The sequence below is a fragment of the Elioraea rosea genome (assembly GCF_007644105.1).
GTDB lineage: Bacteria > Pseudomonadota > Alphaproteobacteria > Acetobacterales > Acetobacteraceae > Elioraea_A > Elioraea_A rosea.
The window spans coordinates 1-23,936 of record NZ_VFAC01000027.1 but is presented as its reverse complement, the minus strand read 5'-3'; the positions used below and the strand labels follow the sequence as shown (position 1 = coordinate 23,936).

Below are 23,936 nucleotides of genomic sequence, written 5' to 3'. Positions count from 1 at the left end.
TTGGCACTCGATGCAAGTGACTGCCAGCACGCGGTGAGCGCGGGCTGGCCGGGCCGGTTGCCTCAGCCGATCCCGAGCAGGGGGTCGAGCTTGCCCGAACGGTCCAGCGCGGCGATGTCGTCGTAGCCGCCGAGCGCGGTCCCATCGACGAAGACCTGCGGCACGGTCGTCCGCCCGCCGGAGCGGTCGATCGCCTCCTGGCGCGCCGGAGAGCCGTTCGGCGCGTCGATCTCGCGGAATGCCACGCCCTTCTTCGACAGCAGCGACTTCGCCGCCGCGCAGTAGGGGCACCAGAAGGTCGTGTAGATCTCGATCTCAGCCATGGTCCTGCACGTCGCTCGCCTCCCCCTCGCCGTCAAGGGGTGCCGCCCGGGGCGGCGTGCGCGCCACCGTCAGGACATCGACGCCCGCCGCGCCCGCCTCGAGCAGGGCGGCCGCGCAGGTATTGGCGGTCGCACCGCTTGTCAGCACGTCGTCGACGAGGAGCACGCGACGGCCCGCAACCGCGGCGGCGTGGCGTGGCGACACCCCGATCGCGCCGGACAGATGCCTCTGCCGCTCCCGCGTGGACAGCTCGGCGAGCGGGGCGGTGTTGCGCAGCCGGACCAGCAGCCCCTGCACGACCTTCCTGTCCGCGATCCGGCCAAGCTCGGCTGCGAGCAGGCCCGCCTGGTTGTAGCGGCGGGAGACGAGCCTCGCGCGCGCGATCGGTACGGGCGCGAGAAGCTCCGCCTCGGCGAGGAGGGAGGCGCCGGCCGAGGCCATCGCCCGGGCGAGGGCCGGGGCGAGGTCGGTCCGATCGCCATACTTGAAGGCAAGGATCAGCGGCTTCGACGCCTCGTCGTACAGCCAGGCGGCGCGGGCATGGTCATAGGCAGGCGGGCGATCGAGGCAGGCCTGGCAGAGCCCGCCCTCCCCGGCCTCGCCGGCATGCGCGAAGGGCAGGCCGCAGCAATGGCAGAGCGGGGCGCCGATGAAGCGGAACCGGGGGAAGCACGACGCACAGAGCAGCCCCTGCGTCTCGACCGGGGCGCCGCACGCGAAGCAGGAGGGCGGAAGGAGCAGATCGGCCGCGCCACGGAGCGCCGCGGTGACGAGCCGGGCGATCCCCGCCCGGGTCTCAGCCGAACCCGGCATCCCCATCGCGGTCGATCTCCTTCACGAGGTCGATCTCCCAGGAGAGATAGGCCTTCATCGCCTCCTCGACTCCCGAATTCCGGTCATACGGCCGCAGATAGGCGTCGATGCAGGCCTCGTCGGGCGGGTCGTTCCGGTCTGCCGTGAGGGGCAGGCCCGACGCCGCCCAGGCCGCGACGCCGCCTTCGAGGATGCCTACGCGGGCGGGGGTGACCTCGGCCAGCTCCTCCGCGGCGAGCCGGGCCGTGCGGTTCGCATCCGGAGAGGTGACGGCGACGAGCCCCGTCTCGGGAAGCCTGTGCGCCAGGGCGTCGAGCCGGGTCCGCACGCCCCACAGCGAACCGGGGATATGCCCGTCGCGGAACGCGACCGACCGGGCCAGATCGACCACCTTTGCCTGCCCGGCCCCGAGCGCGGCATGCACGGCGCGGAGAGGGAAGCTCTCGATGTCCGGGAGCTCGACCTCCGGCGCCCAGGGACCTGTCGCGAGAGGCGGGACGAGCCCGTCCTCGAGCACGTGGACGTCGCGATGGCCCATCTGGGCGAGCCACTGGGCCGTCATCCGCGCGCGCACGCCGGTGTCGTCGACCAGCACGATGCGGGCGTTGCGCACGGCGATCCACCCATCCGTCGCCTGCACGAGTTGCCCGCCCGGCGCGCTGCGGCTGCCGGGGATGTGGCCATGGGCGAACTCGGCCGGATCCCGCACGTCGAGCACGTAGAGGGTGCGGGAGCGATCCGCCGCCCACGCGTCGAGCGTCGCGCGATCGACGAGGCCGACCCTGTGCTTCACCCTGAGCGCCTCGGCGCGGGCGAGTGCTGCGTCGAGATCGCCCGGCGGTCCGTCCGCGTAGCGTGCGCTTTCCCCGCGGGCGCAGGCAAAGCCGGCGAGTTCCCAGCCCATCGTGCCGTTGCGCAGCGCAACGACGCGGTTGGGCACGCCGAAGCTGCGCAGGCTCTGCGCGCCCATGATCGAGCGGGTGCGGCCCGCGCAGTTGACGACGACGAGCGTCTCGGGATCAGGCGCGAGCGAACCGATGCGATAGGCGAGCTCGCCGCCGGGAACGTTGATGCCGCCCGGGATCGACATCCGGCTGAACTCCTCGAGCGGCCGGCTGTCGAGGATCACCATCCTCTCGCCGCGGTCGATCAGCGCCTTCAGGTCAGCCGCGTCGATGCTCTCGGTGCCGTAATGGTGTTCCACCCATTCGCCGAACGCCTTGGACGGAACGTTGACGCCGGAGAACAGCACATACCCTGCTGCCTCCCAGGCGGGGGTGCCGCCATCGAGCACCGAGACATTCGCGAACCCAAGCGCCTCGAGTTCGGCCGCGGCACGCTCGGCGAGGCCACGCCCGTCATCGGTCACCACCACGCTGGCGCGGGGGTTCGGCGCCAGCGCCTTGGCCATGAGCGGCAGCCGCGAGAGCGGCAGGGGCGAGGCCCAGAAGAGATGCGCGGTGCCGAACTCGCCTTCCTCGCGCGCATCGAGGATGGCGAGCTCGCCGCCGTCGCGGATGGCGGCCTTCAGCGCCGCCGGCGCGATCCGATCCATCAGGCAGGCTTGTTCTCGGTGGGCCGCATGAAGTTGGCGTTGTAGGGCACAGCCTCCCCCGTCGCGGGGTCGTAGGCCATGCGCTTGTCCAGCTTCTCGAGTGCGAGCCCGTACATGTGCAGATGCCGCGTCGGCACCGTCCCCTGCGTGTGGATCGAGTGGATGTCCTCCGGCATCAGCGCGATGCCCGTGCCGGGCTTGACCACGACCTCGCGGACGATCTCCATCCCGCCCGGCTTCTGCGCGTACACCTTGTTGAGCTCCTCGCCATCGACGGCGACGACGACAGCCCAGGTCGTATGGTCGTGCGGCTTCGTTTCGTTGCCGGGGTTCAGCGCGTTCAGGTAGAGCGCGAAGCGCCCGCCCGGGTCCTCGTGCAGCAGGTAGCGGCGGCTGCCCTTCTCCCCGTTCGGCGGCGGCGGGAATTCTGAGGAGGGGAACAGGGTCTCCTGCGCGGCGAGCCCCTGGAGCTCGGCCATGATGGCATCGAGCGCCTCCCGGGTGACGCCCATGCGGTTCTCGATGGCGCGCACCCTGTCCACCGCCGGGCCCACGGCGGCTGTGCGTGCGGCGAGCACTGTCGTCTCGTTCATGGTGTCTCTCCCTTGTCGGGTCTCGTGTGCGGCGTCCGGCATAAGGCCAGCGCATCCTGAACCCGCTTGGCTTCCGAGGGCAACCGGCCCACATCCTGCGCCATGGATGGAAGCCTCGGCCCGTTCGACAGGGCAACCCACAGGCTGCGCCGGGACCGTGCCGCCGCCTCGGTGCATGAGGCCGAGCCGATCCTTGCCGAGACGGCGGCGCGGCTTCTCGACCGGCTCGACGACACGACGCGGCACTTCGAGCGCGCGCTCGACCTCGGCGGCCGGCATGGCCTGGTGGCCCGCGCGCTGAGGGAGCGGGGCATTCCCTTCGTCGTCTCGGCCGATCTCTCCCCCGCCATGGTGCGCCGCGCCGCAGCGCACGGCCCGGCGCTTGCGGCCGACGAGGAAGCCCTTCCATTCGCCCCGGCGAGCTTCGATCTGGTCGTCTCCAACCTCTCGCTCCACTGGGTGAACGACCTGCCAGGCGCGCTGGTGCAGATCCGCCGCGTCCTCAAGCCGGACGGCCTCTTCCTCGCCTCTCTCTGGGGCCTCGGCACGCTCGCGCCGCTGCGGGAGGCGTTGCTCGCCGCGGAGGAGGAGATGACGGGGGGTGTCTCGCCGCGCGTCTCGCCCTTCCCAGACCTGCGCGACTGCGCAGGGCTTCTGCAGCGGGCAGGCTTCGCCCTGCCGGTTGCGGACGCCGACACGCTGACGCTCGCCTACGCAAGCCCCTTCGGCCTGTTCGCCGACCTCCGACGCCTCGGCGAGACCAATGCGGTGGCCGCGCGGAGCCGAAGGCCCCTGCCCCGCGCTGTGCTCGCCGCCGCCTGCGCGCGGCTGTGCCCGGGTGACGAGCTCCGGCTTCCGTTCGTCGTGGCGACCCTCACGGGGTGGGCGCCGCATGAGAGCCAGCCCAAGCCCCTCGCCCCCGGAAGTGCCCAGGCGCGCCTCGCCTCCGCCCTCGGTGTCACTGAACAGAGAGCGGGCGAGGCGCCGCTTGCGCCGCCGCCGCCGCTGCGTTAGGCCATCGGCGGCAGACACAAGGATATGAACCAGTTGGACCGCGACCCTGGCGGTGCGGCGGCCGATGCCCGGCGCATCGTCCTCCACGGCCCCGATGATTTCGAGGGAATGCGCCGCGCGGGCCGGCTCGCCGCGGCAACGCTCGACATGATCACGCCGCATGTCCGCCCCGGTGTGACGACGGGGGAGCTCGACCGGCTCTGCCACGACTTCATCCTCGCCCATGGCGCGGTGCCCGCCCCGCTCGGCTACCGGGGCTTTCCGAAATCGATCTGCACCTCCGTGAACCACGTCGTCTGCCATGGCATTCCGGGCGAGCGGCGGCTCGAGGAGGGCGACATCGTCAACATCGACGTCACCGTCATCCTCGATGGCTGGCACGGCGACACCTCGCGCATGTTCGCTGCCGGCACGCCGAACCGCCGCGCGCAGCTGCTCATGGACGTGACCTACGAGGCGATGCTGCGCGGCATCCGCGCCATCCGCCCCGGCACGACGCTCGGCGATGTTGGCTGGGCGATCCAGAGCTACGTGGAGCGGCAGCGCTTCTCCGTCGTGCGTGACTTCTGCGGCCACGGGCTCGGCCGCAGCTTCCACGAGGCGCCGAACGTGCTGCATTTCGGCCGCCCCGGCGAAGGCGTGACGCTGCGCGAAGGCATGTTCTTCACCGTCGAGCCGATGGTGAATGCCGGCCGCCCGGAGGTGAAGATCCTCGACGATGGCTGGACGGCCGTGACGCGCGACCGGGGCCTCTCGGCGCAGTTCGAGCACTGCGTCGGCGTGACGGCCAACGGCTGCGAGATCTTCACCCTCTCGCCCGCCGGGCTGCACAAGCCGCCCTACGCGGTGTGAGAGGCAGGAAGAGCCTCCGCGAGGGGGACGACCTCTTCAACGCGCCGGAGGCCAGGCAGCCCGGACCGGGCCATCTCGACCATCGCAAGCGGATGCGCGAGCGCCTGTTCACCGCGGGTCCCGATGCGCTGGCCGACTACGAGCTCCTCGAGATGGTGCTCTTCGCCGTCCCGCGCATCGACACCAAGCCGATCGCCAAGGCGCTGATCGCCCGCTTCGGCAGCTTCGCCGCAGCGATCGCAGCACCCCGCGCGGAGCTCCTGGCGGTCGAGGGCATGGGCGACGGCGCGGTCGCCGCGCTGAAGGTCGTGCACGCCGCCTCGCTGAGGCTGCTCAAGGGCGAGATCCGCGAGCGGCCCGTGCTCTCCTCCTGGGACCTGCTGATGGGCTACCTGCATGCCGCGCTTGCGCGCGAGCCGGTCGAGCAGGTGCGCGTGCTCTACCTCGATGCGCGCAACCGCCTGATCGCAGACGAGCAGCATGGGCGCGGCACGGTGAACCACACGCCGCTCTATCCGCGCGAGGTGGTGCGCCGCGGCCTCGAACACCAGGCCGCGGCGATCATCCTCGTGCACAACCACCCCTCCGGAGACCCGAGCCCGAGCCGTGCCGATATCGACATGACCCGGGAGGTCGCCGCCGCGGCGAAGGCGTTGGGCATCGCGCTGCACGACCACGTCATCGTCGGCAACGGCAGGTGGCTGTCGTTCCGGCAGGAAGGGCTTCTCTGACAACGAAACGGGAGGGGAACGGCATGTGGGAGGTCTACGCGCTCCGCTACGCGGAGAACACCGGGCGGAGGCGGCGCAACCATTTCCTGCCGCCCGATGACGCGCACGACACGCCGCACCCGATCTCCTACTTCGTCTGGGCCGCGCGCAACCCGGGCACCGGTGCGGTGGTGGTGTTCGATACGGGGTTCCCGGCGCACCGCGCGCCGGCGCTCGGCCACACCTGGCATCGCACGCCGGCCGAGGCGCTTGCGCTGATCGGAATCGATGCGGCATCCGTGAAGGATGTCGTGCTCACACACCTGCACTACGACCATGCCGGCGGCTACGATGCCTTCCCCGCGGCGCGCTTTCACCTGCAGGACGCCGAGATGGCCTATGCCACCGGCCGCTGCATGTGCCACCCGCATCTGCGCCGCCCCTTCATCGCAGAGGACGTGACGGGGCTCGTCCACCACATCTATCGCGACCGTGTGGTGTTCCATGACGGAGACGCAGAGCCCTGGCAGGGCATCCGCCTCCTTGCGATCGGCGGCCATTCCGCGGGGCTGATGTCGGCGCGGATCGAGACAGACTCCGGCCCGATCGTGCTTGCCTCCGACGCAGCGCATTTCGACGAGACGCTGCGCGGCAATCCGTTCCCGATCGTTCTCGACATGAAGAAGGTGCTCGAGGGCCACAAGCGCCTGATCGCCGAGGCGGGCGGCAATGTTGCGCGTGTCGTCCCTGGCCATGACCCCGCGGTGCTCCTACGCTTCCCCGCGGCAGGACCGGGCCTCGACGGCAAGGTGGTACGGCTCGGCTGAGGCGGAAGGAGCAGGCGGCGATGCGCATCCTCGTTCTGGGTGCAGGCGGTGTCGGCGGCTATTTCGGGGGGCGTCTCGCGCAGTCCGGCGGGGCGAAGGAGGTCGCGTTCGTGGTGCGGCCTCGGCGCAAGGCACAGCTCGATCGCCACGGGCTCGTGATCGAGAGCCCGCATGCCGGCGATCTCCGCATGCCGGTGACGACGATCCTGCCGGAGGAGCTCGGCCCCGGCTGGGACGTGATCCTGTTCACGTGCAAGGCCTATGACCTCGCCGAGGCGATCGAGACGATCCGCCCCGCCGTGGATGCGCGCACCGCCGTGCTGCCCATCCTGAACGGGCTCGCGCATATCGACGCGCTCGAGGCCGCGTTCGGGCCCGACCGCGTTCTCGGCGGCCTTGCGGGCATCCAGGCGACACTGACGCCCGACGGTGTGGTGCGGCATCTCGCGCCACTCACCTTCATCACCTTCGGCGAGCTCGACGGCACGATCTCGGACCGCGTGACGGCGCTGAAGGCGATCTTCGACCGCACGCCAATCCCGCCGACCATCTCCTCCGACATCCGCCGCGCTCTGTGGGGCAAGCTCGTCTTCCTCGGCACGCTTGCGCAGGCGACGGTGCTGATGCGGGCCAACCTGGGCGAGATCGCCTCGGCACCTGGCGGCACGGCGTGGATCGAACGGCTCTATGACCGGAACGTCGCGGTGGCGGAAGCGAACGGCCAGGCGCTGCCGGAGCAGCAGCGCGAGTTCCTGCGGACCTTCTTCCGCACGAGCCCTGCCGCGACCGCCTCGATGCTGCGCGACCTCGAGAACGGCGGCAGGATCGAGGCCGATCACATCCTCGGCGAACTGCTCGCGGCAACGCGCCGCGCGGGCCTGCCGGACGAGATCGCCGAGGCGGCCTACATAAACGCCAAGGCCTATGAGGCGCGCCGCGACGCGGGGCGGCTGCCCGGCGCCAACGCCTAGTCGGGCCAGGCCATCAGGCGGGCGAAGCGGCGCTCGCGCCGCGCCGACGCAGGCGGATGGTTCGAGCCCGCGCGCGACTTCGCCTCTGCCAGCTCCGCCTCGATCCGCTCCGCCACCACCCGCGCCTCGCCGGGGTGGAGGTTGCACGGATCGAGGAAGAAGTATCCGTGCTCGACCTCGTGGTCGCGCACGATCACCGGCGGCGCCCCCGCGGCGAGGCGGTCAGCCAATTCCCAGGCGGTGATGCGCGCGCGCGCCGGGTCGATCGCGAGCTTCAGCCGGTCGAGCGGGTTGTGCGTCGGGTCGGGCTCGAGCGTGGCGGTCACGCCCTCGATCGCGGCGAACCGTTCCCGCCAGAGATCGAGCGCTTCCTGCTCGGTGCGGCGCACGGCCGCATGGTCGCGCCTCTCCCATGCCTCGAGCGCGGCGATCGTGCCGAGGATGCTCTCCTTGCCGACCTTCATGCCGCGCCCGATTCCCATGTTCTGCAGGAAGGTCGCACGGACGAGATCCTTCCTCCCCGCGACGATCCCGGCCGTCGGTCCGCCGAGAAACTTGTGCGCGGAGTAGCAGACGAGATCCGCCCCGGCCTCGAGGAAGCCCTTGAGGTCGTACTCGCTCGCGGCATCGACCACGACGGGAACGTGCCGGCGATGGCAGATCGCGGCGAAATCCTCGAGCGGCAGCTGGCCGTAGCCGACGCAATGGTGGCTGACGACATAGAGCGCGCAGGCGGCGTCCTCGCCGAGCGCGGCCTCGAGCTGGTAGGGGCGCACGTCGGTCGCCTGGCCGAAGGGCACGACCGTTCCGCCCGCGAGCCGGATGGCCTGCTCGACGGGCGCGCCGTACCCGACCATGTGGCCGAGCATGATCGGCACGCGGTGGCGCATGCCGGAAGGGTTGGGAAGCTGCTCGATGCGCGCGAGATCGGGCCCTGTCATGCAGGCGGCGATGGCGAGGGTGACGCCGGCCGAGCAGCTTGCGGTGATGAAGCCGGCCTCAGCGCCGGTGAGCTTCGCGATGGTGCGCGAGGCAAGCCGGTGGAGATCGTTGATCTCGACGAACTCAGGCAGGATCGCCGCCGTCATCGCCACCGCCTCGGGCACCACGATCGAGGCGCCGAGCGCCGTCATCGTCCCAGAGACGTTGATGATGGGCCTCAGGCCCAGGCGCTCGCGGATGCCGCTGCGTGCCGTCTCGTTCATTGCCGCTACTCCGTTCTCAGCTCGATGCGCCGCAGGAAGCGCTGCAGCCGTTCCGACCGCGGATTGCCGAGCACCTCCTTCGGCACCCCCTCCTCCGCGATCCGTCCCTGGTCCATGAACACCACGCGGTGGCCCGCGTCGCGCGCGAAGCTCATCTCGTGCGTAACCATCAGCATCGTCATGCCCTCGGCGGCGAGGCCGCGAACGACATCGAGCACCTCGCCGACGAGCTCGGGGTCGAGCGCGGACGTGATCTCGTCCAGCAGCAGGAGCTTCGGCTCCATCGCCACGGCGCGGGCGATGCCGACGCGCTGCTGCTGCCCGCCGGAGAGCTGGCTCGGCAGATGGTCCATCCGGTCGGCGAGGCCCACTCGGGCGAGCCAGTGCTCGGCGCGCGCGACCGCCTCACGCTTCGCCATCCCGCGCGTCACCTTGAGCCCGAGCGCGACATTGTCTCGCGCAGAGAGGTGCGGGAACAGGTTGAACATCTGAAACACCATGCCGATGTCCGCGCGGATGGCAGAGAGCGCCCTGTCGCTCCGCCGAACGCCGCTTCCAGGTGCGGTGTAGCCAACCTCCACGCCGTCGAGCGTGATCGATCCCGCATCATAGGGAACGAGGGCGTTGACGCAGCGGAGCAGCGTGGTCTTGCCGGACCCCGATGCGCCGATGACGACGAGCACCTCGCCGCGCGCGACATCGAGATCCACGCCATCAAGTACGGTGGTGGTGCCGAAGCGCTTGGTGAGGCCGCGGATGGAGAGGACAGGCTCGCTCACGACGCGACCACCCTCGCGAAGCGCGCCTCGAGCCGCCGGCTGGTGACCGAGAGCGAGGCGTTGACAGCGATGTAGATTATCGCGCCGAGGAGGTAGAGCGGCATGGGCTGATAGGTCCTTCCGATCACCTGCTGGATCGCCATCATCAGGTCCACCACGCCGACGAGGCTCACGAGCGCGCTGCCCTTCACGCTGTCGGTCACCGAGTTGATCCAGGGCGGCAGGAAGCGGCGCACGGCCTGGGGAAAGATCACGTAGCGGAGACGGTCGACGAAGGAGAGGCCGATCGCCTTCGCCGCCTCCATCTGGCCGGCCGCGATCGAGGTGATGGCACCGCGCACGATCTCGATCACATGCCCCGTCTTGAACAGCGTCAACGCCGCGACCGCGGCCCAGAACGGCGAGAGGTTCACCCCCAACGCAGGCAGCCCGTAATAGACGGTGAAGATCAGAACGATCAGCGGGATCGCGCGCGCCGTGTCGGCGAAGGCGCGGATCGGCAGGCCAAGCCAGACGGGTCCGAACGCGAGCGCCGTGCCGAGGACGAGGCCGAGCACCAGCGACCCGGCGACGACGAGGCCGGATACGGCGAGGGTGACGAGGAATCCCTGCCCGAGGAAGGGAAGCGCGTAGATCATCGCCTCGATCATGCGCCGGCTCTCATGACCCGGCCCTCATTGCGGCCGCACGATCGCGAAGCGACGCTCGAGAAGCCTGAGCGCGGCGAGGATGATCCAGCCCGTGACCAAGTAGATGGGCGTGAGAAGCGCGTAGATCTCGAGGATGCGGAAGGTGTTGAAGTTGATCCACTGCGCGCCGTGCGTCAGCTCCGGAACGGCGATGACGCTTCCGAGAGCCGTGTCCTTGAACAGCGATACGTAGGCGTTCGACAGAGCGGGAAGGCTCACGCGGAAGGCCGTTGGCAACCGCACGTGGAAGAGATTCCGAAGGGGCGTGAGCCCGATCGCGCGGCCTGCATCTACCACGCCTGGCGGCACGGCATCGAGGCCGGCGCGGAACACCTCGACGAGCTGCGCCCCGGCGTAGAAGCCGAGCGTGACGATGAAGCTCGTCGTCGCGTCATAGGCGAAGCCGCCGACCGAGGGGATGCCGTAGAAGACGAGATAGACGAGCAGCAGAAGCGGCGTGTTGCGGATGAACTCGACATAGCCCGCGATCAGCATCCGCGTGATCCGCCGCCCATCGGTGTAGGCGACGGCGAGCACGACGCCGATGACCATGCCCATGGCGAGGCTCGCGAGCGCGATCTGCAGCGACAGCCCGAGCCCCCACCAGAGCCGCCATGCATGACGCCAGACGATGGTGAAATTGAAGTGGTAGTCCACGCTGCTCCTGCCACTGCTCCTGGCGCAATGCGGCGGCGCGGCGGCGCCGCGCCCCGCTGCGCGTGAGGCTCAGATCGGCGGGAAACCCGGCGTGCGCGGCCGCGGCTGGATGCCGAAGAACTCCATCATCGCCTTGTCATAGGCCTCGGAGACATGGCCGAACATGTTCACGTTGAACACGGCATTGACGAAGTTCAGCCAGTCGGGGTCCGACTGCCGCATCGCCGCACCATAGAGCTGGCTGCGGTAGGAGTGACCGGCATCGAGGTAGCGGTCGGGCGTGCGGGCGGCGAGCCAGCGCACGGTGGAGAGGTCGACCACCGCGGTGTCGGCGCGGCCTGCCTCCATCGCCTGGATCACGTTCGCCTGCGTGTCCAGCTGCATGATCTGCGCCTCGGGCAGGGCGTCCTTCACCAGCTGGTCGGCGCCGGCGTTCTGCAGGACGCTCGCCCGGGCGCCTGCGCCCGCGGCGCGAAGCTCGGCGTAGGTCTTGAAGCGGCTCCTCGGCGAGGTGAGCAGCGCCACGCCTTCGGCGTAGTAGGGCCGCGAGAACGCGACGAGCTGCGCCCGCTGCGGGTTCATCGTCATGAACTGGATGACGATGTCGACGCGGCCGGTATTGATGTTCGGGATCCGCTGGGACGGGTCCTGCCGCACGAAATCGACCTTGTTCGGGTCGTCGAACAGCCCGGTGGCGAGGATTCGCGCCATCGCGATGTCCATGCCGGTGAGCTGGCCGCGCTCGTCCTCGAAATGCCAGGGCGCATTGGTGCTGCCGGTGCCGACAATCAGCCGTCCGCGGCTGATCACCGTTCGCAGCAGGCTCTCGCGCGGCGCCTGCGCGGCTGCCTTCTCCGCGGTCGCCGCAAGCCCGACGAAGCCCGCCGCGCCGACCGCCGCCGCGCCGAGCGCTGCGAACGCGCCACGCCGCGAGCCGTCGCGACCAAGTTCTTCCTTCTCCGCATCCATGTCAGGAACCCTCCCCCGCCGTGCCGGCCAGGCGGCCAGCCCTCATGCTCCGCGACGCAGCCCGAACGTTCCGGCATCACCACGGCGGACGCGCCGTTGCGGCACCGGTATGCCGCGAGCCTCGCACCACGTTGCGCCGGAGTTTCCACCCCTCTAGCCTGCTGGGCAAGAGAGGATCGGGAGGAAGGTTCGATGGCGGCTGGAAACGATACGCCGGAGGCGAGGCTCGAACAGCTTGGGCTCGCTCTGCCGAAGGTGCCGACGCCGATCGGACGCTACCGCCCCTGGCGCCTCGCAGGCGGCCTGCTTTTCCTCTCCGGCCAGGGGCCGCGCAAGCCGGACGGAACCTGGCACCAGGGCAAGGTCGGCGCGGAGGTTTCGGTTGCGGAGGCGCATGAGCACGCGCGCATCACCGGGCTGCAGCTTCTCGCGGTGATGCAGGATGCGCTCGGCTCGCTCGGCAAGGTCGAGGCCATCGTGAAGCTTCTCGGCATGGTCAACGCCGTGCCCGAGTTTCGCGAACACCCCTCCGTCATCAACGGCTGCTCGGAGCTGTTCGAGAAGGTGTTCGGCGAAGCGGGCCGGCACGCCCGTTCCGCAGTCGGCATGGGGTCGCTTCCCAACAACATCACCGTCGAGATCGAGGCGATCGTGGCGGTAAAGGAATGACTTGCGCTGCATGTACGATGGAGGATGACGCACGATGAGCTATGACCTCGTTCTGTCCGGCGGGCACGTGATCGACCCGTCGCAGAACCTCGACCAGGTGGCGGATGTCGCCTTCTCAGCCAGCAAGGTCGCCCGCGTCGGCCCCGGCCTCGCCAAGGATGCGAAGGAGGTGCGCGACGTCTCGGGCCATATCGTCACGCCAGGGCTGATCGACCTCCACACCCATGTCTACGTCCACGGCACCTCGCTCGGCATCGACGCGGACGAGTTCTGCCGCACCTCCGGCGTCACCACGGCGGTCGACACGGGAAGCGCGGGGCCCGGCAACTTCATGGGCTTCCGCAAGCACGTCATCGAGCGGAGCGCGGTGCGCATCCTTGCCTACCTGCATGTGTCCCATGCCGGCATCTACGGTTTCTCCGAGCGCGTGATGGTGGGAGAGAGTGAGGAGATGCGGCTGATGAACCCGATCGAGGCCGTCGAGGTCGCGGATGCGAACCGCGACGTCATCGTCGGCATCAAGGTGCGCGTCGGCAAGCATTCCTCCGGCACCTCCGGCACGGCGCCGCTCGACATCGCGCTGCAGGTGGCGGAGGAGGCCGGCATGCCGCTGATGGCGCATATCGACCATCCGCCCCCCTCCTACGAGGAGGTGGTGGAAAGGCTTCGGCCGGGCGATGTGCTGACCCACGCCTTCCGCCCCTTCCCCAACGCGCCGGTGACGCCGCAGGGAACGGTGAAGCAGGTCGTGCTCGCCGCGCGCGACCGGGGCGTCTATTTCGACATCGGCCACGGCAAGGGAAGCTTCTCGTTCAAGACCGCCCGCGCCATGCTCGCCAACGGGTTCATGCCGGACACGATCTCATCGGACGTGCACATCCTCTGCATCAACGGCCCGGCCTATGACCAGGTCACGACGATGTCCAAGTTCCTTTGCCTCGGCGTGGACCTCAAGGAGGTGATCGCGCAGAGCACGGTGAACGCGGGAAAGGTTCTGGGCCGCACGGAACTCGGCAGCCTTCGCCCCGGCTCGCCCGGCGATGCGAGCATCCTCTCGATCAAGGAAGGGCGGTTCGACTATGTCGATGTGGTCGGCGAGCACCTCGAGGGCGACAAGCGCATCGTCGCCGACGGAACGGTCGTGGCCGGGAAGATGTTCCACGCCCGCGAGGGCGTTCGCTTCGCGGCCTGAGTACCGCGGAGACAATTCTGGGGGGCGGTTCCGCCGCCCCCCGATCCCACCTCAGCGCGTCTCGACAGAGAGCGTCCGGCCGCCGACATTGACCTCCAGCTCCGAGCTGTTCTGGTCGGTGTAGATCCAGTAGCCGAGCGCTGCGATGGCAACGACCAGGCAGGCGGCCAGAAGGTAGGGGGTGGACCCTCGCACGGCGGCATCTCCTCTTCCGTTTGCGTCGTGCCGATAACGACGAAGCGGCGCGACGGTTGCAGCACAACGACTTGAACACCCCGCGCGCGGCCGCCTGTCGTTCATCGATCGGCAAGCCACACGCAGGACACTGGCGCCCGACAGAAAAGAGGAGCGGCGTCATGCGAAGCGGCGCATCCATCGTGCGGGAGCCGTCGATCCAACCAGCCTTCGACGAAGCGCTTCTCGAGGCCCTCGAAGACGATGTCGGCAGCGGGGAAGTCGACCGCCTGCTCGCCCTCTACGAATCCGACCTGGTCAGGCAACTCGGCTCGCTGTCGGTGCATCGCTCTGCCAGTGAGCAGCAGGGCGTGCATCGCATCCTGCATGCGATGGCAGGCACCTCCGGCGCCATCGGCACCATCGCGCTCGCCGGGCTCTGCCGTGGCCTGATGCGCCAGTACCCTGTCGCGCGCCGGCCGCACTTGCCGAGGTGGAAGCCCTCGCGCTCGCGACGCTGGCCGCCCTCGGGCATCGACGCCATGCCCTGTTCGGGGCCGTGCGATAGGCCGGGCGCGGGGTTCACGCGGCAGGTACTGCGACGGCCGAGTGCGGGCGTTGGCGAGGCAGGTATCTATGCATTACTATAGGAATTGAACCACACGGAGGGCGCCGTTCAGTCGCTGGAGATCGGCCGCCTGCACCCGCGACAAGGCCAGGTCCAGCCTCTCGAGCGGCCGCCCCGACGCAGCACTCTCTCGCTCGGCATGGTTCAGGCGCTCGGGCAGGCCAGTTTGCGGGACGATGACGAATGGTGCTTCGACGAGTTCTTCCGTTGCGGTTCCATATTGCCGGAACCTTCCTGCTGTTCTTCGGCATGCTGGCCATCGTTCTCGGCCTCGTGGCAGATCGGGTTGCGCAGGGCTTGGCCGACCGGGCAGCCTCGACATCCTTCCTCGGCAGCGCCGACGTGGCCTTGCAGGACATCCGGCGCCTGGAGGAGACGGCGCGTGCCGCGGCCGAGGCCCTGGCTGCGAACCCCATCGCCGAAGCCGAGGGCAAGCCCGAGCGCGCGCGGCAGGTCCATGCCCTGGCCACCGTGCTTCGCTCGGTTCCGGGCGTCTCCGCTGCATATGTCGGCTGGCCCGATGGGAATTTCCTGCTGCTTCGTCCGGTCCGGGACGACAACATTTCGCGAACGGCACCTTCGGGGGCGGCCTGGATCGCGCAATGGGCAGGGCCGGAAGGTCCGCAGTTCGATTTCCTCGACGACCGGCTTGCCATCCTGGAGCAGCGGCAGTCGGTGTCCTACCCGCTCGATCCGCGTGAACGCCCCTGGTACATCGAGGCGAACCGTCGCGCCGAAACGGTGGTGACGTCGCCCTACGCGTTCTTCACGACGCAGGAGCCAGGCGTCTCGGCGGCACGCAAGTCGCCCTCGGGCGCTGTGGCGGGGGTCGACGTTTCGCTCTGGGACCTTTCGGTCCGCCTGCCGCGTGAGGCGCCGACGCCGAGCACGCTGGCGGCGATCGTCGATGCCCGGGGCGGCGTGCTCGCATACAACGACGGCGCCCGGCTGCGCCAGGCACTCGAAGCCGTGGCCGAAACGACGAATGGTTCCGCGAACGCCCCCCTTCCGCGCGCCGACACACTTGGCGCGCCCGTGATCACGGCCGTGGCCGCGCGATGGGCGGGCGAGAACTCCCGCTATCTCGGCACCCTGCACGCAGGCGGGCGCGACTGGCTCGCCACCGCCGTTCCGCTTCAGGTGGGCGGAACGGCCCTACTGATGGCGACGCCCAAGGAGGATCTCGGCAAGGATGCCGGCGCGATCCGGCTTTGGCTGCTCAGCGTCCTTGCGCTTGTGGCGGCCTTGACGATCCCGCTCACCTTGTACGTCTCGCGGCGCCTCGCCCAGCCCGTGGAGCTTTTCGCGAAGGATGTCGGCCGTATCGCGGCACTCGACTTCAGCGCGCAGGCGCCGCGGAGCGTCGCCATCGCGGAACTGGCGATCCTGGGCGACGGGCTCACCGCCCTGCGCTCCTCGCTTGGCAGCTTCAACGCGATCTACGACAGCGTCATCCGCCAATCCCAGCCGGACAGGATGCTGGACCTGGTGCTGGAGACGCTCACCTCCGCCACATCGGCGGATGGTGGCTGCGCCTGGCTCGCTGCGGGGGACGGTGGCAAGCCGGTCGAGGTCGGCCTCACTCGCAGGCAGGCCAGTGGCACGCCGACACCGCAGCCCGCGCTCGACGAGGTTGCCAGCCGCATCGCCCAGCAGGAAACCGTCGCAGAGAGCACGGTTGCCGCAGAAGGCGGAGCGCTGCGCGTCATCGTCGCACCCATCCATTCGGGATCGCGCGCGTTTCTCGGCGGGTTCTGCCTGTGGCGCACCGCATCGGCAGGACCGTTCTCTGCAGAGCTTCGCGCGATCGTGACGTTCTCCTGCAGCGTCCTGTCGAGCGTGATGGAGCGCTCGAGCCTGATCGCTGACCGCATGGCGGCGCAACGGCAGACCGATCTGGTGCTCAACTCGGTGGCTGACGGCATCCACGTGCTCGATTGCGAGGGGCGGATCATCCGGCAGAATCCGGCGGCGCGGTCGATCCTCGGGTGGGAGGATCATGAGACGACCGGCAGGCAGTCGCACCCGCTGACCCACAGCCGCAAGGCGGACGGGTCGGTCTATCCCGTCGAGGACTGCCCGATCCACCGGACCCTGCACGATGGCGAGCGGCGCTCGGTCGAGGACGAAGTGTTCATCCGCAAGGGCGGCGGAGCCGTATCAGTCGAGTATCAATGTTCCGCGCTGCGCGACGAGGGCGGCGCGATCGTCGGCGCGGTCGTCAGCTTCCGCGACGTGACCGAGCGCAAGCAGGCGCAGGCCGCGCTGGGCGAACGCATCAAGGAGTTGCGGCGCCTCTACAGGGTGCTCGAGCTGACCCTGAACGGCTCGCGCAGCATCGCGGAGATCTGCGCCGATATCGCAGCCATCCTGCCCGACAGCGTCAGCCATCCGGCCTCTGCCGTCGCGCTGATCAGGCTCGAATCGGACGAGTACCGAAGCCCCTCGTGGCGCCCGCCAGTGGCGACGCTGCGGTCCATGCTGCGCGACGAGGAAGGCGGGATCGGCTTCGTCGAGATCGGCTATGCCGCGTCGGGCGCTTGGGAGAAAGATAGCGGATCCGCTTTCCTGCGCGAGGAGAAGGACATGCTGGACGCCGTGGCCAGCCATGTCCGCGCGATGTTGTACCGGCGCAGGATCACCGAGCGGCTCATGCAATCCGAACGGCTGAATGCCGTGGGCCAGTTGACCGGCGGCATCGCGCATGACTTCAACAACCTGCTTACCGTCATCATCAGCAACGCGGAAGTGCTGAGCGAACGCTTCGCCACCGATGCCGAGCTCGGCCAGCTGACCAGCATGACGCTGATGGCCGCCGAGCGCGCCGCGGAGCTGACCAGCCGGCTTCTGATGTTCTCGCGCCGCCAGCCGATGAGCCCGCAGCTCGTCGACATCAACCAGCAGATCTCCGCGATCGACCCGCTGATCCGCCGGGCCGTGAACGAGCAGATCGACATCAGGCTGGACCTCGCGCCCGGCCTGTGGCCCGCGCTGATCGACAAGGCCCAGTTCGAGAGCGCACTTCTCAATCTGTGCATCAACGCGCGCGACGCCATGCCCGAAGGCGGGCGGCTGACGGTGCAGACGTCGAACGTGCATCTCGATGCCGATGACTGCGCGCGCCACCCCGAGCTCTCCCCCGGTCCCTACGTCATGGTCGCGGTGACGGACAACGGCACAGGGATGGACGAGGCCACGGTGCAGCGCGCTCTGGAGCCGTTCTTCACGACCAAGGAGGTCGGCAAGGGGAGCGGCCTCGGCCTGAGCATGGTCTATGGCTTCGTGAAGCTGTCCGACGGGCACATCAAGCTCCATTCCGAGCCAGGCGTCGGCACGACGGTGACGCTCTACTTCCCCAAGGCGGCGGGCGAGGGAGACATCGCGTTCGTGTCGGACGAGCGCGATGCCGGCGGGGGGCATGAGCGGATCCTGGTCGTCGAGGATGACGACCTGGTGCGCGCGAGCCTCGTGTCGATGCTGACGCGGCTTGGCTACCGCGTGACGTTCGCCGCCAACGGAAGCGACGCGCTGGAGGCGCTCGCGCGCGACGGCGACGTCGATCTCCTGATGACCGACATGGTGATGCCCGGAGGAATCAACGGCTCGCAGCTCGCGAAGGCGGCGAGGGGCATGCGGCCGGGCATCAAGGTGCTCTTCACCTCGGGCTACACCAACTCGGCGTTGCTTCCGGTCATGGGCGACGACGACGCCGTGTTCCTGCCGAAGCCGTATCGCCGCGAGGACCTGGCATCGAAGCTGCGCGAGGCCCTTGCGGCAGAGGGGCGCGGGCCGTCGATGGCGTGAAGTGGATACCGTTTGCCCGCCGCTGCGGCGCGCCTGGTGAGCCGGGAGGGATTCGAACCCTCGGCCACGAGATTAAAAGTCCCGTGCTCTACCGCTGAGCTACCGGCCCCCGAGGCGGGATGCGGCGGGTTCTAGATCGCCCCCGCCGCGAGGTCAAAACTCCGCGTCAGCTCACTCCCGCACGTCGGCGGCGACCCTCATGCGCACGATGCGGTCAGGCGGGTTGGCAACCTGGCCGTTGCGCTGCTGGTCACCCTTCTTGATCGCGTCCACATGCTCCATGCCCTGCACCACCTGGCCCCAGATCGTGTACTGGCCATCGAGGAAGGAGCCGGGCGCGAACATGATGAAGAACTGGCTGTTGGCGCTGTTCGGGCTCTGCGACCGTGCCATGCCGACCGTGCCGCGCAGGAAGCGCGCGCGGTTGGTGAACTCGGCCGGTATGTTCGGCAGGTTCGACCCGCCCGTGCCGGTGCCCGTCGGGTCGCCGCCCTGGGCCATGAAGCCTTCGATGACGCGGTGGAAGGGGGTATTGTCGTAGAAGCCCTGGCGCGTGAGCGTCTTGATCTGCTCGACATGCTTCGGCGCGAGGTCGGGGCGCAGGGCGATCACGACGCGGCCGCTCTTGAGGTCCATGTACAGCGTGTTCTCGGGATCACGCGCAGGCGCCTGTGCGTCCGCCGCGGTCGCGGTCATCAAGAAAACCGCACCCATCAGCGCGCGGCGAAGCGTCGTCGTCATATGGCGTCTCCCTCGGAAAATCGTGTCCTTGTTGGGTCAGTCGTGCGCCGAACCCGAGCCGGATGCAAGCCGGGCGGCGTCGCCCTCGGCAGCGACCTTCTCGGCGATCGCGGCGAGAACGTCCTGCGTGACAAAGGGCGAGATATCGCCCGAAAGCCGGGCGATCTCCTTCACGAAGCGGCTCGAGATGAAGTGCACGCCCTCGCTCGCCATGAGGAACACCGTCTCGATGCCGGGGTCGAGCCTGGCGTTCATGCCCGCCATCTGGAACTCGTACTCGAAGTCGGAGACCGCGCGCAGGCCGCGGATGATCAGCCGCGCGCCGATGCGGCGGGCGAAATGGATCAGCAGCGTATCGAACGCCTGGACCTCGATCACCGTGCCGTTGCGCGCAGCGATCGGCGCAGCCGCCGCCTCGAGCATGCGCACCCGCTCCTCGATCGGGAAGAGCGGGCCCTTGCCGGCGTTCATGGCGACGCCAAGCACCAGCCGGTCGACGAGCTTGGCCGCGCGGCCGACGATGTCGAGATGGCCCTTCGTGACAGGATCGAACGTGCCGGGGTAGAGGCCGACGCGCTCCGTCATGCCTCGCCTCCGATCTCCTCCGGAGCGCCATCTTCCGGCTCCGCGTCCTGCTCGCCGTCCTCGTCCTCGACGACGGGGAAGGCAGCGGCGACATGCTCGTCATCCTCGATGCGGAACAGCGTCACGCCCTGCGTGGCGCGGCCGGCGAGGCGTATCTGCGAACACGGCATGCGGATCGTCCGCCCGGCATCGGTGACGAGCATCAGCTGGTCGCCGTCGCGCACCGGGAAGGTCGAGGCGACCGCGTTGCCGTTGCGGGCGGTGAGCGTCACGCCGGTGATGCCTTGGCCGCCGCGACCGGAGATGCGGTACTCGTAGGACGAGGTGCGCTTGCCGTAGCCGCCCGCGGTGACAGTGAGCACGAACTCCTCCGCCTGCTCGAGCTCGGCGAAACGCTCGGCGCTCAGCGCGATCTCGGCGGCCTCCTCGTCCTGCGGCGCGGCTTCCTCGGCGACAGGCTCCTCGCCGTCCTGGTCGACAGCGGCGCGGCGCTTCGCCGCCGCCGCCTTCAGGTAGGCAACGCGCTCCTCCGGGCTCGCCTCGACGTGGCGCAGCACCGAGAGCGAGATCACCTCGTCCCCCCTGCCGAGCCGGATGCCGCGCACGCCCGTCGAGGTCCGGCCCGAGAAGACGCGAAGCTCGTCGGCGACGGAGAAGCGGATGGCGCGGCCGAGGCGCGTGGCGAGCAGCACGTCGTCGGTGTCGCGCACGGCCTGCACGCCGATCAGCCGCTCGCCATCCTCGAGCTTCATCGCGATCAGCCCGTTCTGGCGCACGTTGCGGAAGTCGGACAGGCGGTTACGGCGAACATCGCCCGCGGAGGTCGCGAACACCGCGTAGTGGCTGTCCCACAGGGCCTCGTCCGACGGCAGCGGCAGAACCGCGGTGATGCTCTCCTCCGGCACGAGGCCGCCGAGAAGCTGGCGGATGTTGCGCCCCCTCGCCTGCGGCGCGGCCTCGGGCAGACGCCACACCTTCAGGCGATAGGCCATGCCGCGGCTGGTGAAGAACAGCACCTCGTCGAGATTGTTGGCGACGAAGATGCGCGTGACGGCATCCTCCTCGCGCGTCGCCATGCCGCTTCGGCCGCGCCCGCCGCGATGCTGCGCGCGGAAGGCGGAAAGCGGCACGCGCTTGATGAAGCCCTCGCGCGTCAGGGTGACGACCATCTGCAGCGGCTCGACGAGGCTCTCGTCGTCGATGTCTGCGTCGCTGTCCTCGATCGCCGTCCGCCGCGGCTCGGCGAAGCGGGCGCGGATGGCCTCGAGCTCGGCGCGGATCGCGGCAAGCCTCAGCGGCCGTGCGGCGAGCAGGCCGAGCAGCTCCTCGATGGTCGCCGCGAGCCCCTTCAGCTCCTCTGCGATCTTTTCCCGCTCGAGCCCCGTCAGCCTCTGCAGGCGGAGGTCAAGGATGGCGCGCGCCTGGGCGTCGGTGAGCCGGAGCGTGCCCTCCGGGCTCAGCGCGTTGGCCGGGTCGTCGACGAGCGCGAGAAGCGGCGCGAGATCGGCGGCCGGCCAGGCGCGCGCCATCAGCGCCGAACGCGCGGCCGCCGCATCGGGGCTCTCGCGGATCAGGCGGATCACCTCGTCGATGTTGGCCACCGCGACCGCGAGGCCGATCAAAGCGTGCGCACGGTCGCGCGCCTTGGTCAGGCGGAAGCGCGAGCGGCGGATCACTACCTCCTCGCGGAATGCGAGGAAGGCCTCGAGGATCGCCTTCAGCCCCATCTGCTCGGGCCGGCCGCCGTTCAGCGCCAGCATCTGCACGGGGAAGCTGATCTGCAGCCGCGTGAACCGGTAGAGCTGGTTCAGAACGATCTCGCCGTTGGCATCCTTCTTCAGCTCGACGACGACGCGTACGCCGTCACGGTCGCTCTCGTCGCGGATATCGCTGATGCCCTCGATCCGCTTCTCCCGCACCAGCGTCGCGATCTGCTCGAGCAGGTCGGACTTGTTCACTTGGTAGGGGATCTCGGTGACGACGATCGCCTCGCGGTCGCGTCGGATCTCCTCGACCGAGGCGCGCGCGCGCACCGGGATCGATCCGCGGCCCGTCTCGAAGGCGGAACGGATGCCGGACCGGCCGAGGATGATGCCGCCCGTCGGGAAATCGGGGCCGGGGATCAGCGCCATCAGCGCGGCGAGATCGACCTCGGGCTCGTCGATCACGCGGATCGTCGCGTCTACCACCTCGGCGAGGTTGTGGGTCGGGATGTTTGTCGCCATGCCGACGGCGATGCCGGAGGCGCCGTTGACGAGCAGGTTCGGGAACGCTGCCGGGAGAACCTTCGGCTCCGCAGCGGTCTCGTCGTAGTTGGGCTGGAAGTCGACGGTATCCTCGTCGATGCCGTCGAGCAGGTCGGCTGCTGAGCGCGCGAGGCGGACTTCGGTGTAGCGCATCGCCGCTGGAGGATCGCCGTCCATGGAGCCAAAATTGCCCTGGCCGTCGATCAGCGGCAGGCGCATCGAGAAGGGCTGCGCCATGCGCACCATGGCGTCGTAGATCGCTGCATCGCCATGCGGGTGATACTTGCCCATCACGTCGCCGACGACGCGGGCCGACTTGCGGTGCGGCTTGTCGTGGGTGTAGCCGGCCTCGTGCATCGCGAAGAGGATGCGGCGGTGAACCGGCTTCAGCCCATCGCGCACGTCGGGAAGCGCGCGCGAGACGATCACGCTCATCGCGTAATCGAGGTAGGAGCGGCGCATCTCCTCCTCGAGCATCACCGGGGCGGTCTCGGGCGGCGTTCCCCCGGGCGGGCCGGGGACGTTGGGCGTGTCGGTCAAGCGGCGTTCCCGTTGCGGTGGCGCGCGTGCATAAGGGCGGCGCGGACAGGCTCTGTCGGCCTGGCCCGCACCCTAGCCCAGGGGATGGTGCGCCGCAACAAAGCGCGAACGCGCAGCAGGGCCCCGCTCAGCCCTCCGGAAGCCCGGCGAGGCCGAGGCCGCGCGCGAGAACGGCATGGTCCTCGGGACGCACATAGGGCGTCGAGGCGAGGAAGGCGGCGATGGTGAAGCCAGGCTCGAGCGCCATGAGCCGCCGCCCGGCGGCCTGCGCATCGTCGATCCGCCCAGCGAGGCCGAGCGCGGCGGCGTAGGGCTTCCAGGCCGCCGTGAGCCGCGGCTGGATCGCGATCACCGCCTCGCCGATCGCCGCAGCCCGCGCAGGGTCGCCGAGCAGGAGGTGCGGCGTCATCAGGCCGGTCTCGAACAGGAAGGCGTGCGGATCCATCGGCGAGAGGCGGCGGTAGCGCTCGATGCGGCGGATCGCTTCGGCATGCCGTCCGGCATAGCCATGCGCGGCGCCGGAGAACACCCAGGCCATCGGCAGGTTCGGGTTGATCGAGAGCGCCCGTTCGTGCAGCGCGATCGCCTGGTCGTGATGGCGGTGGAGATAGGCCTGCACGTGGCCGGCGATGGTGAGCCCCCGCGCGTCGGCCGTGTCGAGCGCGACGGCGCGGGCGGCGAGGTCGCCGGCGGAGGCCATCGCCGCCTCGGGATCCTCCGCCCAGCCCTGGCCGACGAGGAACACATGCCAGTAGGCGAACCAGGCATGCGGGGCGGCATAGTCGGGCTCGCGCGCGATGGCCGCGGCAAGCAGCACGCCCGACTCCATGAACGGCACCCTGTCGAGCCGGTAGATCGCGGGGATCGCCCGCAGGAGCATGTCGTAGGCCGAGGCCGGGGCGAGCGTCCGGCTCTCCGCCCGCTTCGCCTCGATGAGCAGGATCTCCGGGTCGACGCGCGCGACCACCTCCGCGGCCACCTCGTCCTGCAGGGCGAAGATGTCGGAGGTGTCGCGGTCGAAGCGCTGCGCCCAGACCACCTCGGCATCGGCGCGCAGGTCGAGCAGCGAGAGGGCGACCCGCACCTGCTCCGCCCCCGCCGTCGTGGGCGAGGGGGCGGCCTGCACCGTGCCGGCGAGCATCAGGTCGAGGCCGAGGTCGCGCCGCGCGATCACCGGGTCGGTCGGGTCGTCGAGCCTGGCGAAAGAGGCGGAGGACACGACGGCAAGCCAACGGAAGCGCGAGAGCGCGGTGGTGATCTCGTCTGCAAGCGCAAGGGAGAGGTGCTCGCCCCCGCCGGAGCCGAGAAGCTTCAAGGGCGCGACACCGATGCGCGCGCCGCGCGCGGCCGGGCGGGCGGGCGCCGGCGCGGCAGGCGAAGGCCCCGCCTCGCCGCGATG

23 protein-coding genes and 1 tRNA gene are annotated in these 23,936 nt (G+C 69.7%); 9 read left to right on the top strand and 15 right to left on the bottom strand.

What is annotated here, in order from left to right; genetic code table 11:
• Positions 1 to 62 precede the first annotated feature (62 nt).
• Genes grxC through FIF60_RS15410 form a run of 4 tightly spaced genes read right to left on the bottom strand, consistent with a single transcriptional unit; the run spans position 63 to position 3,285 of the window.
• Positions 63 to 323 carry a glutaredoxin 3 gene (grxC, locus tag FIF60_RS15425; protein WP_144186991.1) on the bottom strand — a complete coding sequence of 87 codons (261 nt, stop codon included), beginning with the start codon at positions 321 to 323 and terminating at the stop codon, positions 63 to 65.
• Entirely contained in the window at positions 316 to 1,143 is an 828-nt protein-coding gene (locus FIF60_RS15420; RefSeq protein WP_338032089.1) for a ComF family protein, read from the bottom strand. The genes grxC and FIF60_RS15420 overlap by 8 nt, the downstream gene beginning before the upstream one ends.
• Positions 1,121 to 2,692 carry a rhodanese-like domain-containing protein gene (locus FIF60_RS15415; protein ID WP_144186990.1) on the bottom strand — a complete coding sequence of 524 codons (1,572 nt, stop codon included), beginning with the start codon at positions 2,690 to 2,692 and terminating at the stop codon, positions 1,121 to 1,123. The genes FIF60_RS15420 and FIF60_RS15415 overlap by 23 nt, the downstream gene beginning before the upstream one ends.
• Positions 2,692 to 3,285, bottom strand: a complete 594-nt coding sequence (locus FIF60_RS15410; RefSeq protein WP_144186989.1) for a cysteine dioxygenase family protein — start codon at positions 3,283 to 3,285, stop codon at positions 2,692 to 2,694. Before FIF60_RS15410 ends, FIF60_RS15415 begins: the two co-directional genes overlap by 1 nt.
• 102 nt (positions 3,286 to 3,387) lie before the next feature.
• On the opposite strand from FIF60_RS15410, the gene FIF60_RS15405 reads away from it, so the two are divergent.
• Genes FIF60_RS15405 through FIF60_RS15385 form a run of 5 tightly spaced genes read left to right on the top strand, consistent with a single transcriptional unit; the run spans position 3,388 to position 7,659 of the window.
• Entirely contained in the window at positions 3,388 to 4,299 is a 912-nt protein-coding gene (locus FIF60_RS15405) for a methyltransferase domain-containing protein (RefSeq protein WP_144186988.1), read from the top strand.
• A 24-nt stretch (positions 4,300 to 4,323) separates the two neighbouring features.
• A complete protein-coding gene (gene map, locus FIF60_RS15400; protein ID WP_144186987.1) occupies positions 4,324 to 5,151 on the top strand; it encodes a type I methionyl aminopeptidase in 828 nt (275 codons plus the stop codon).
• The gene (radC, locus tag FIF60_RS15395) at positions 5,148 to 5,882 is read left to right on the top strand and encodes a RadC family protein (RefSeq protein ID WP_338032088.1); all 735 of its coding nucleotides are present in this window, start codon (positions 5,148 to 5,150) and stop codon (positions 5,880 to 5,882) included. The genes map and radC overlap by 4 nt, the downstream gene beginning before the upstream one ends.
• A gap of 23 nt (positions 5,883 to 5,905) precedes the next feature.
• A complete protein-coding gene (locus FIF60_RS15390) occupies positions 5,906 to 6,688 on the top strand; it encodes an N-acyl homoserine lactonase family protein (protein WP_144186986.1) in 783 nt (260 codons plus the stop codon).
• Between the two features lie 20 nt (positions 6,689 to 6,708).
• Positions 6,709 to 7,659: a 2-dehydropantoate 2-reductase gene (locus tag FIF60_RS15385; RefSeq protein WP_144186985.1), complete on the top strand. Its 951-nt coding sequence runs from the start codon at positions 6,709 to 6,711 to the stop codon at positions 7,657 to 7,659.
• Here FIF60_RS15385 and FIF60_RS15380 read toward each other — a convergent pair.
• From FIF60_RS15380 to FIF60_RS15360, 5 genes are all read right to left on the bottom strand, one after another.
• On the bottom strand, positions 7,656 to 8,864 hold the full coding sequence (locus FIF60_RS15380; protein ID WP_144186984.1) for an aminotransferase class V-fold PLP-dependent enzyme: 1,209 nt from the start codon (positions 8,862 to 8,864) through the stop codon (positions 7,656 to 7,658). The two genes, FIF60_RS15385 and FIF60_RS15380, sit on opposite strands and share 4 nt — an antisense overlap.
• Before the next feature lie 5 nt (positions 8,865 to 8,869).
• Positions 8,870 to 9,643 (bottom strand): amino acid ABC transporter ATP-binding protein, encoded by a 774-nt coding sequence (locus tag FIF60_RS15375; RefSeq protein ID WP_144186983.1) that lies wholly within the window; start codon positions 9,641 to 9,643, stop codon positions 8,870 to 8,872.
• Positions 9,640 to 10,293, bottom strand: a complete 654-nt coding sequence (locus FIF60_RS15370) for an amino acid ABC transporter permease (protein ID WP_144186982.1) — start codon at positions 10,291 to 10,293, stop codon at positions 9,640 to 9,642. Before FIF60_RS15370 ends, FIF60_RS15375 begins: the two co-directional genes overlap by 4 nt.
• Before the next feature lie 24 nt (positions 10,294 to 10,317).
• Positions 10,318 to 10,989, bottom strand: coding sequence for an amino acid ABC transporter permease (locus tag FIF60_RS15365; protein ID WP_144186981.1), 672 nt, complete (start codon positions 10,987 to 10,989; stop codon positions 10,318 to 10,320).
• Positions 10,990 to 11,058: 69 nt separating this feature from the next.
• A complete protein-coding gene (locus tag FIF60_RS15360; RefSeq protein ID WP_144186980.1) occupies positions 11,059 to 11,958 on the bottom strand; it encodes a transporter substrate-binding domain-containing protein in 900 nt (299 codons plus the stop codon).
• A 192-nt stretch (positions 11,959 to 12,150) separates the two neighbouring features.
• On the opposite strand from FIF60_RS15360, the gene FIF60_RS15355 reads away from it, so the two are divergent.
• Positions 12,151 to 12,627 carry a RidA family protein gene (locus FIF60_RS15355; RefSeq protein WP_144186979.1) on the top strand — a complete coding sequence of 159 codons (477 nt, stop codon included), beginning with the start codon at positions 12,151 to 12,153 and terminating at the stop codon, positions 12,625 to 12,627.
• Between the two features lie 34 nt (positions 12,628 to 12,661).
• Entirely contained in the window at positions 12,662 to 13,819 is a 1,158-nt protein-coding gene (locus tag FIF60_RS15350) for an amidohydrolase/deacetylase family metallohydrolase (protein ID WP_144186978.1), read from the top strand.
• A 51-nt stretch (positions 13,820 to 13,870) separates the two neighbouring features.
• Here FIF60_RS15350 and FIF60_RS21670 read toward each other — a convergent pair whose 3' ends face one another.
• The gene (locus tag FIF60_RS21670) at positions 13,871 to 14,014 is read right to left on the bottom strand and encodes a hypothetical protein (RefSeq protein WP_158639246.1); all 144 of its coding nucleotides are present in this window, start codon (positions 14,012 to 14,014) and stop codon (positions 13,871 to 13,873) included.
• A gap of 161 nt (positions 14,015 to 14,175) precedes the next feature.
• Here FIF60_RS21670 and FIF60_RS15345 point away from each other — a divergent pair, with 161 nt between their 5' ends.
• Positions 14,176 to 14,643 (top strand): Hpt domain-containing protein, encoded by a 468-nt coding sequence (locus tag FIF60_RS15345; protein ID WP_144186977.1) that lies wholly within the window; start codon positions 14,176 to 14,178, stop codon positions 14,641 to 14,643.
• A 161-nt stretch (positions 14,644 to 14,804) separates the two neighbouring features.
• Positions 14,805 to 18,425: an ATP-binding protein gene (locus tag FIF60_RS15340; protein ID WP_144186976.1), complete on the top strand. Its 3,621-nt coding sequence runs from the start codon at positions 14,805 to 14,807 to the stop codon at positions 18,423 to 18,425.
• A gap of 34 nt (positions 18,426 to 18,459) precedes the next feature.
• On the opposite strand, the gene FIF60_RS15335 is transcribed toward FIF60_RS15340, so the two are convergent.
• From FIF60_RS15335 to FIF60_RS21665, 5 genes are all read right to left on the bottom strand, one after another.
• Positions 18,460 to 18,534, bottom strand: a tRNA-Lys gene (locus tag FIF60_RS15335).
• A gap of 62 nt (positions 18,535 to 18,596) precedes the next feature.
• A complete protein-coding gene (locus tag FIF60_RS15330) occupies positions 18,597 to 19,121 on the bottom strand; it encodes a peptidylprolyl isomerase (RefSeq protein WP_239451656.1) in 525 nt (174 codons plus the stop codon).
• Positions 19,122 to 19,202: 81 nt separating this feature from the next.
• Positions 19,203 to 19,751, bottom strand: coding sequence for a pantetheine-phosphate adenylyltransferase (gene coaD / locus FIF60_RS15325; protein WP_144186974.1), 549 nt, complete (start codon positions 19,749 to 19,751; stop codon positions 19,203 to 19,205).
• The gene (gene gyrA, locus FIF60_RS15320) at positions 19,748 to 22,537 is read right to left on the bottom strand and encodes a DNA gyrase subunit A (RefSeq protein WP_144186973.1); all 2,790 of its coding nucleotides are present in this window, start codon (positions 22,535 to 22,537) and stop codon (positions 19,748 to 19,750) included. The genes coaD and gyrA overlap by 4 nt, the downstream gene beginning before the upstream one ends.
• Positions 22,538 to 22,664: 127 nt before the next feature.
• On the bottom strand, positions 22,665 to 23,936 hold a 1,272-nt coding region (locus tag FIF60_RS21665; protein ID WP_158639245.1), incomplete at its 5' end, for a tetratricopeptide repeat protein.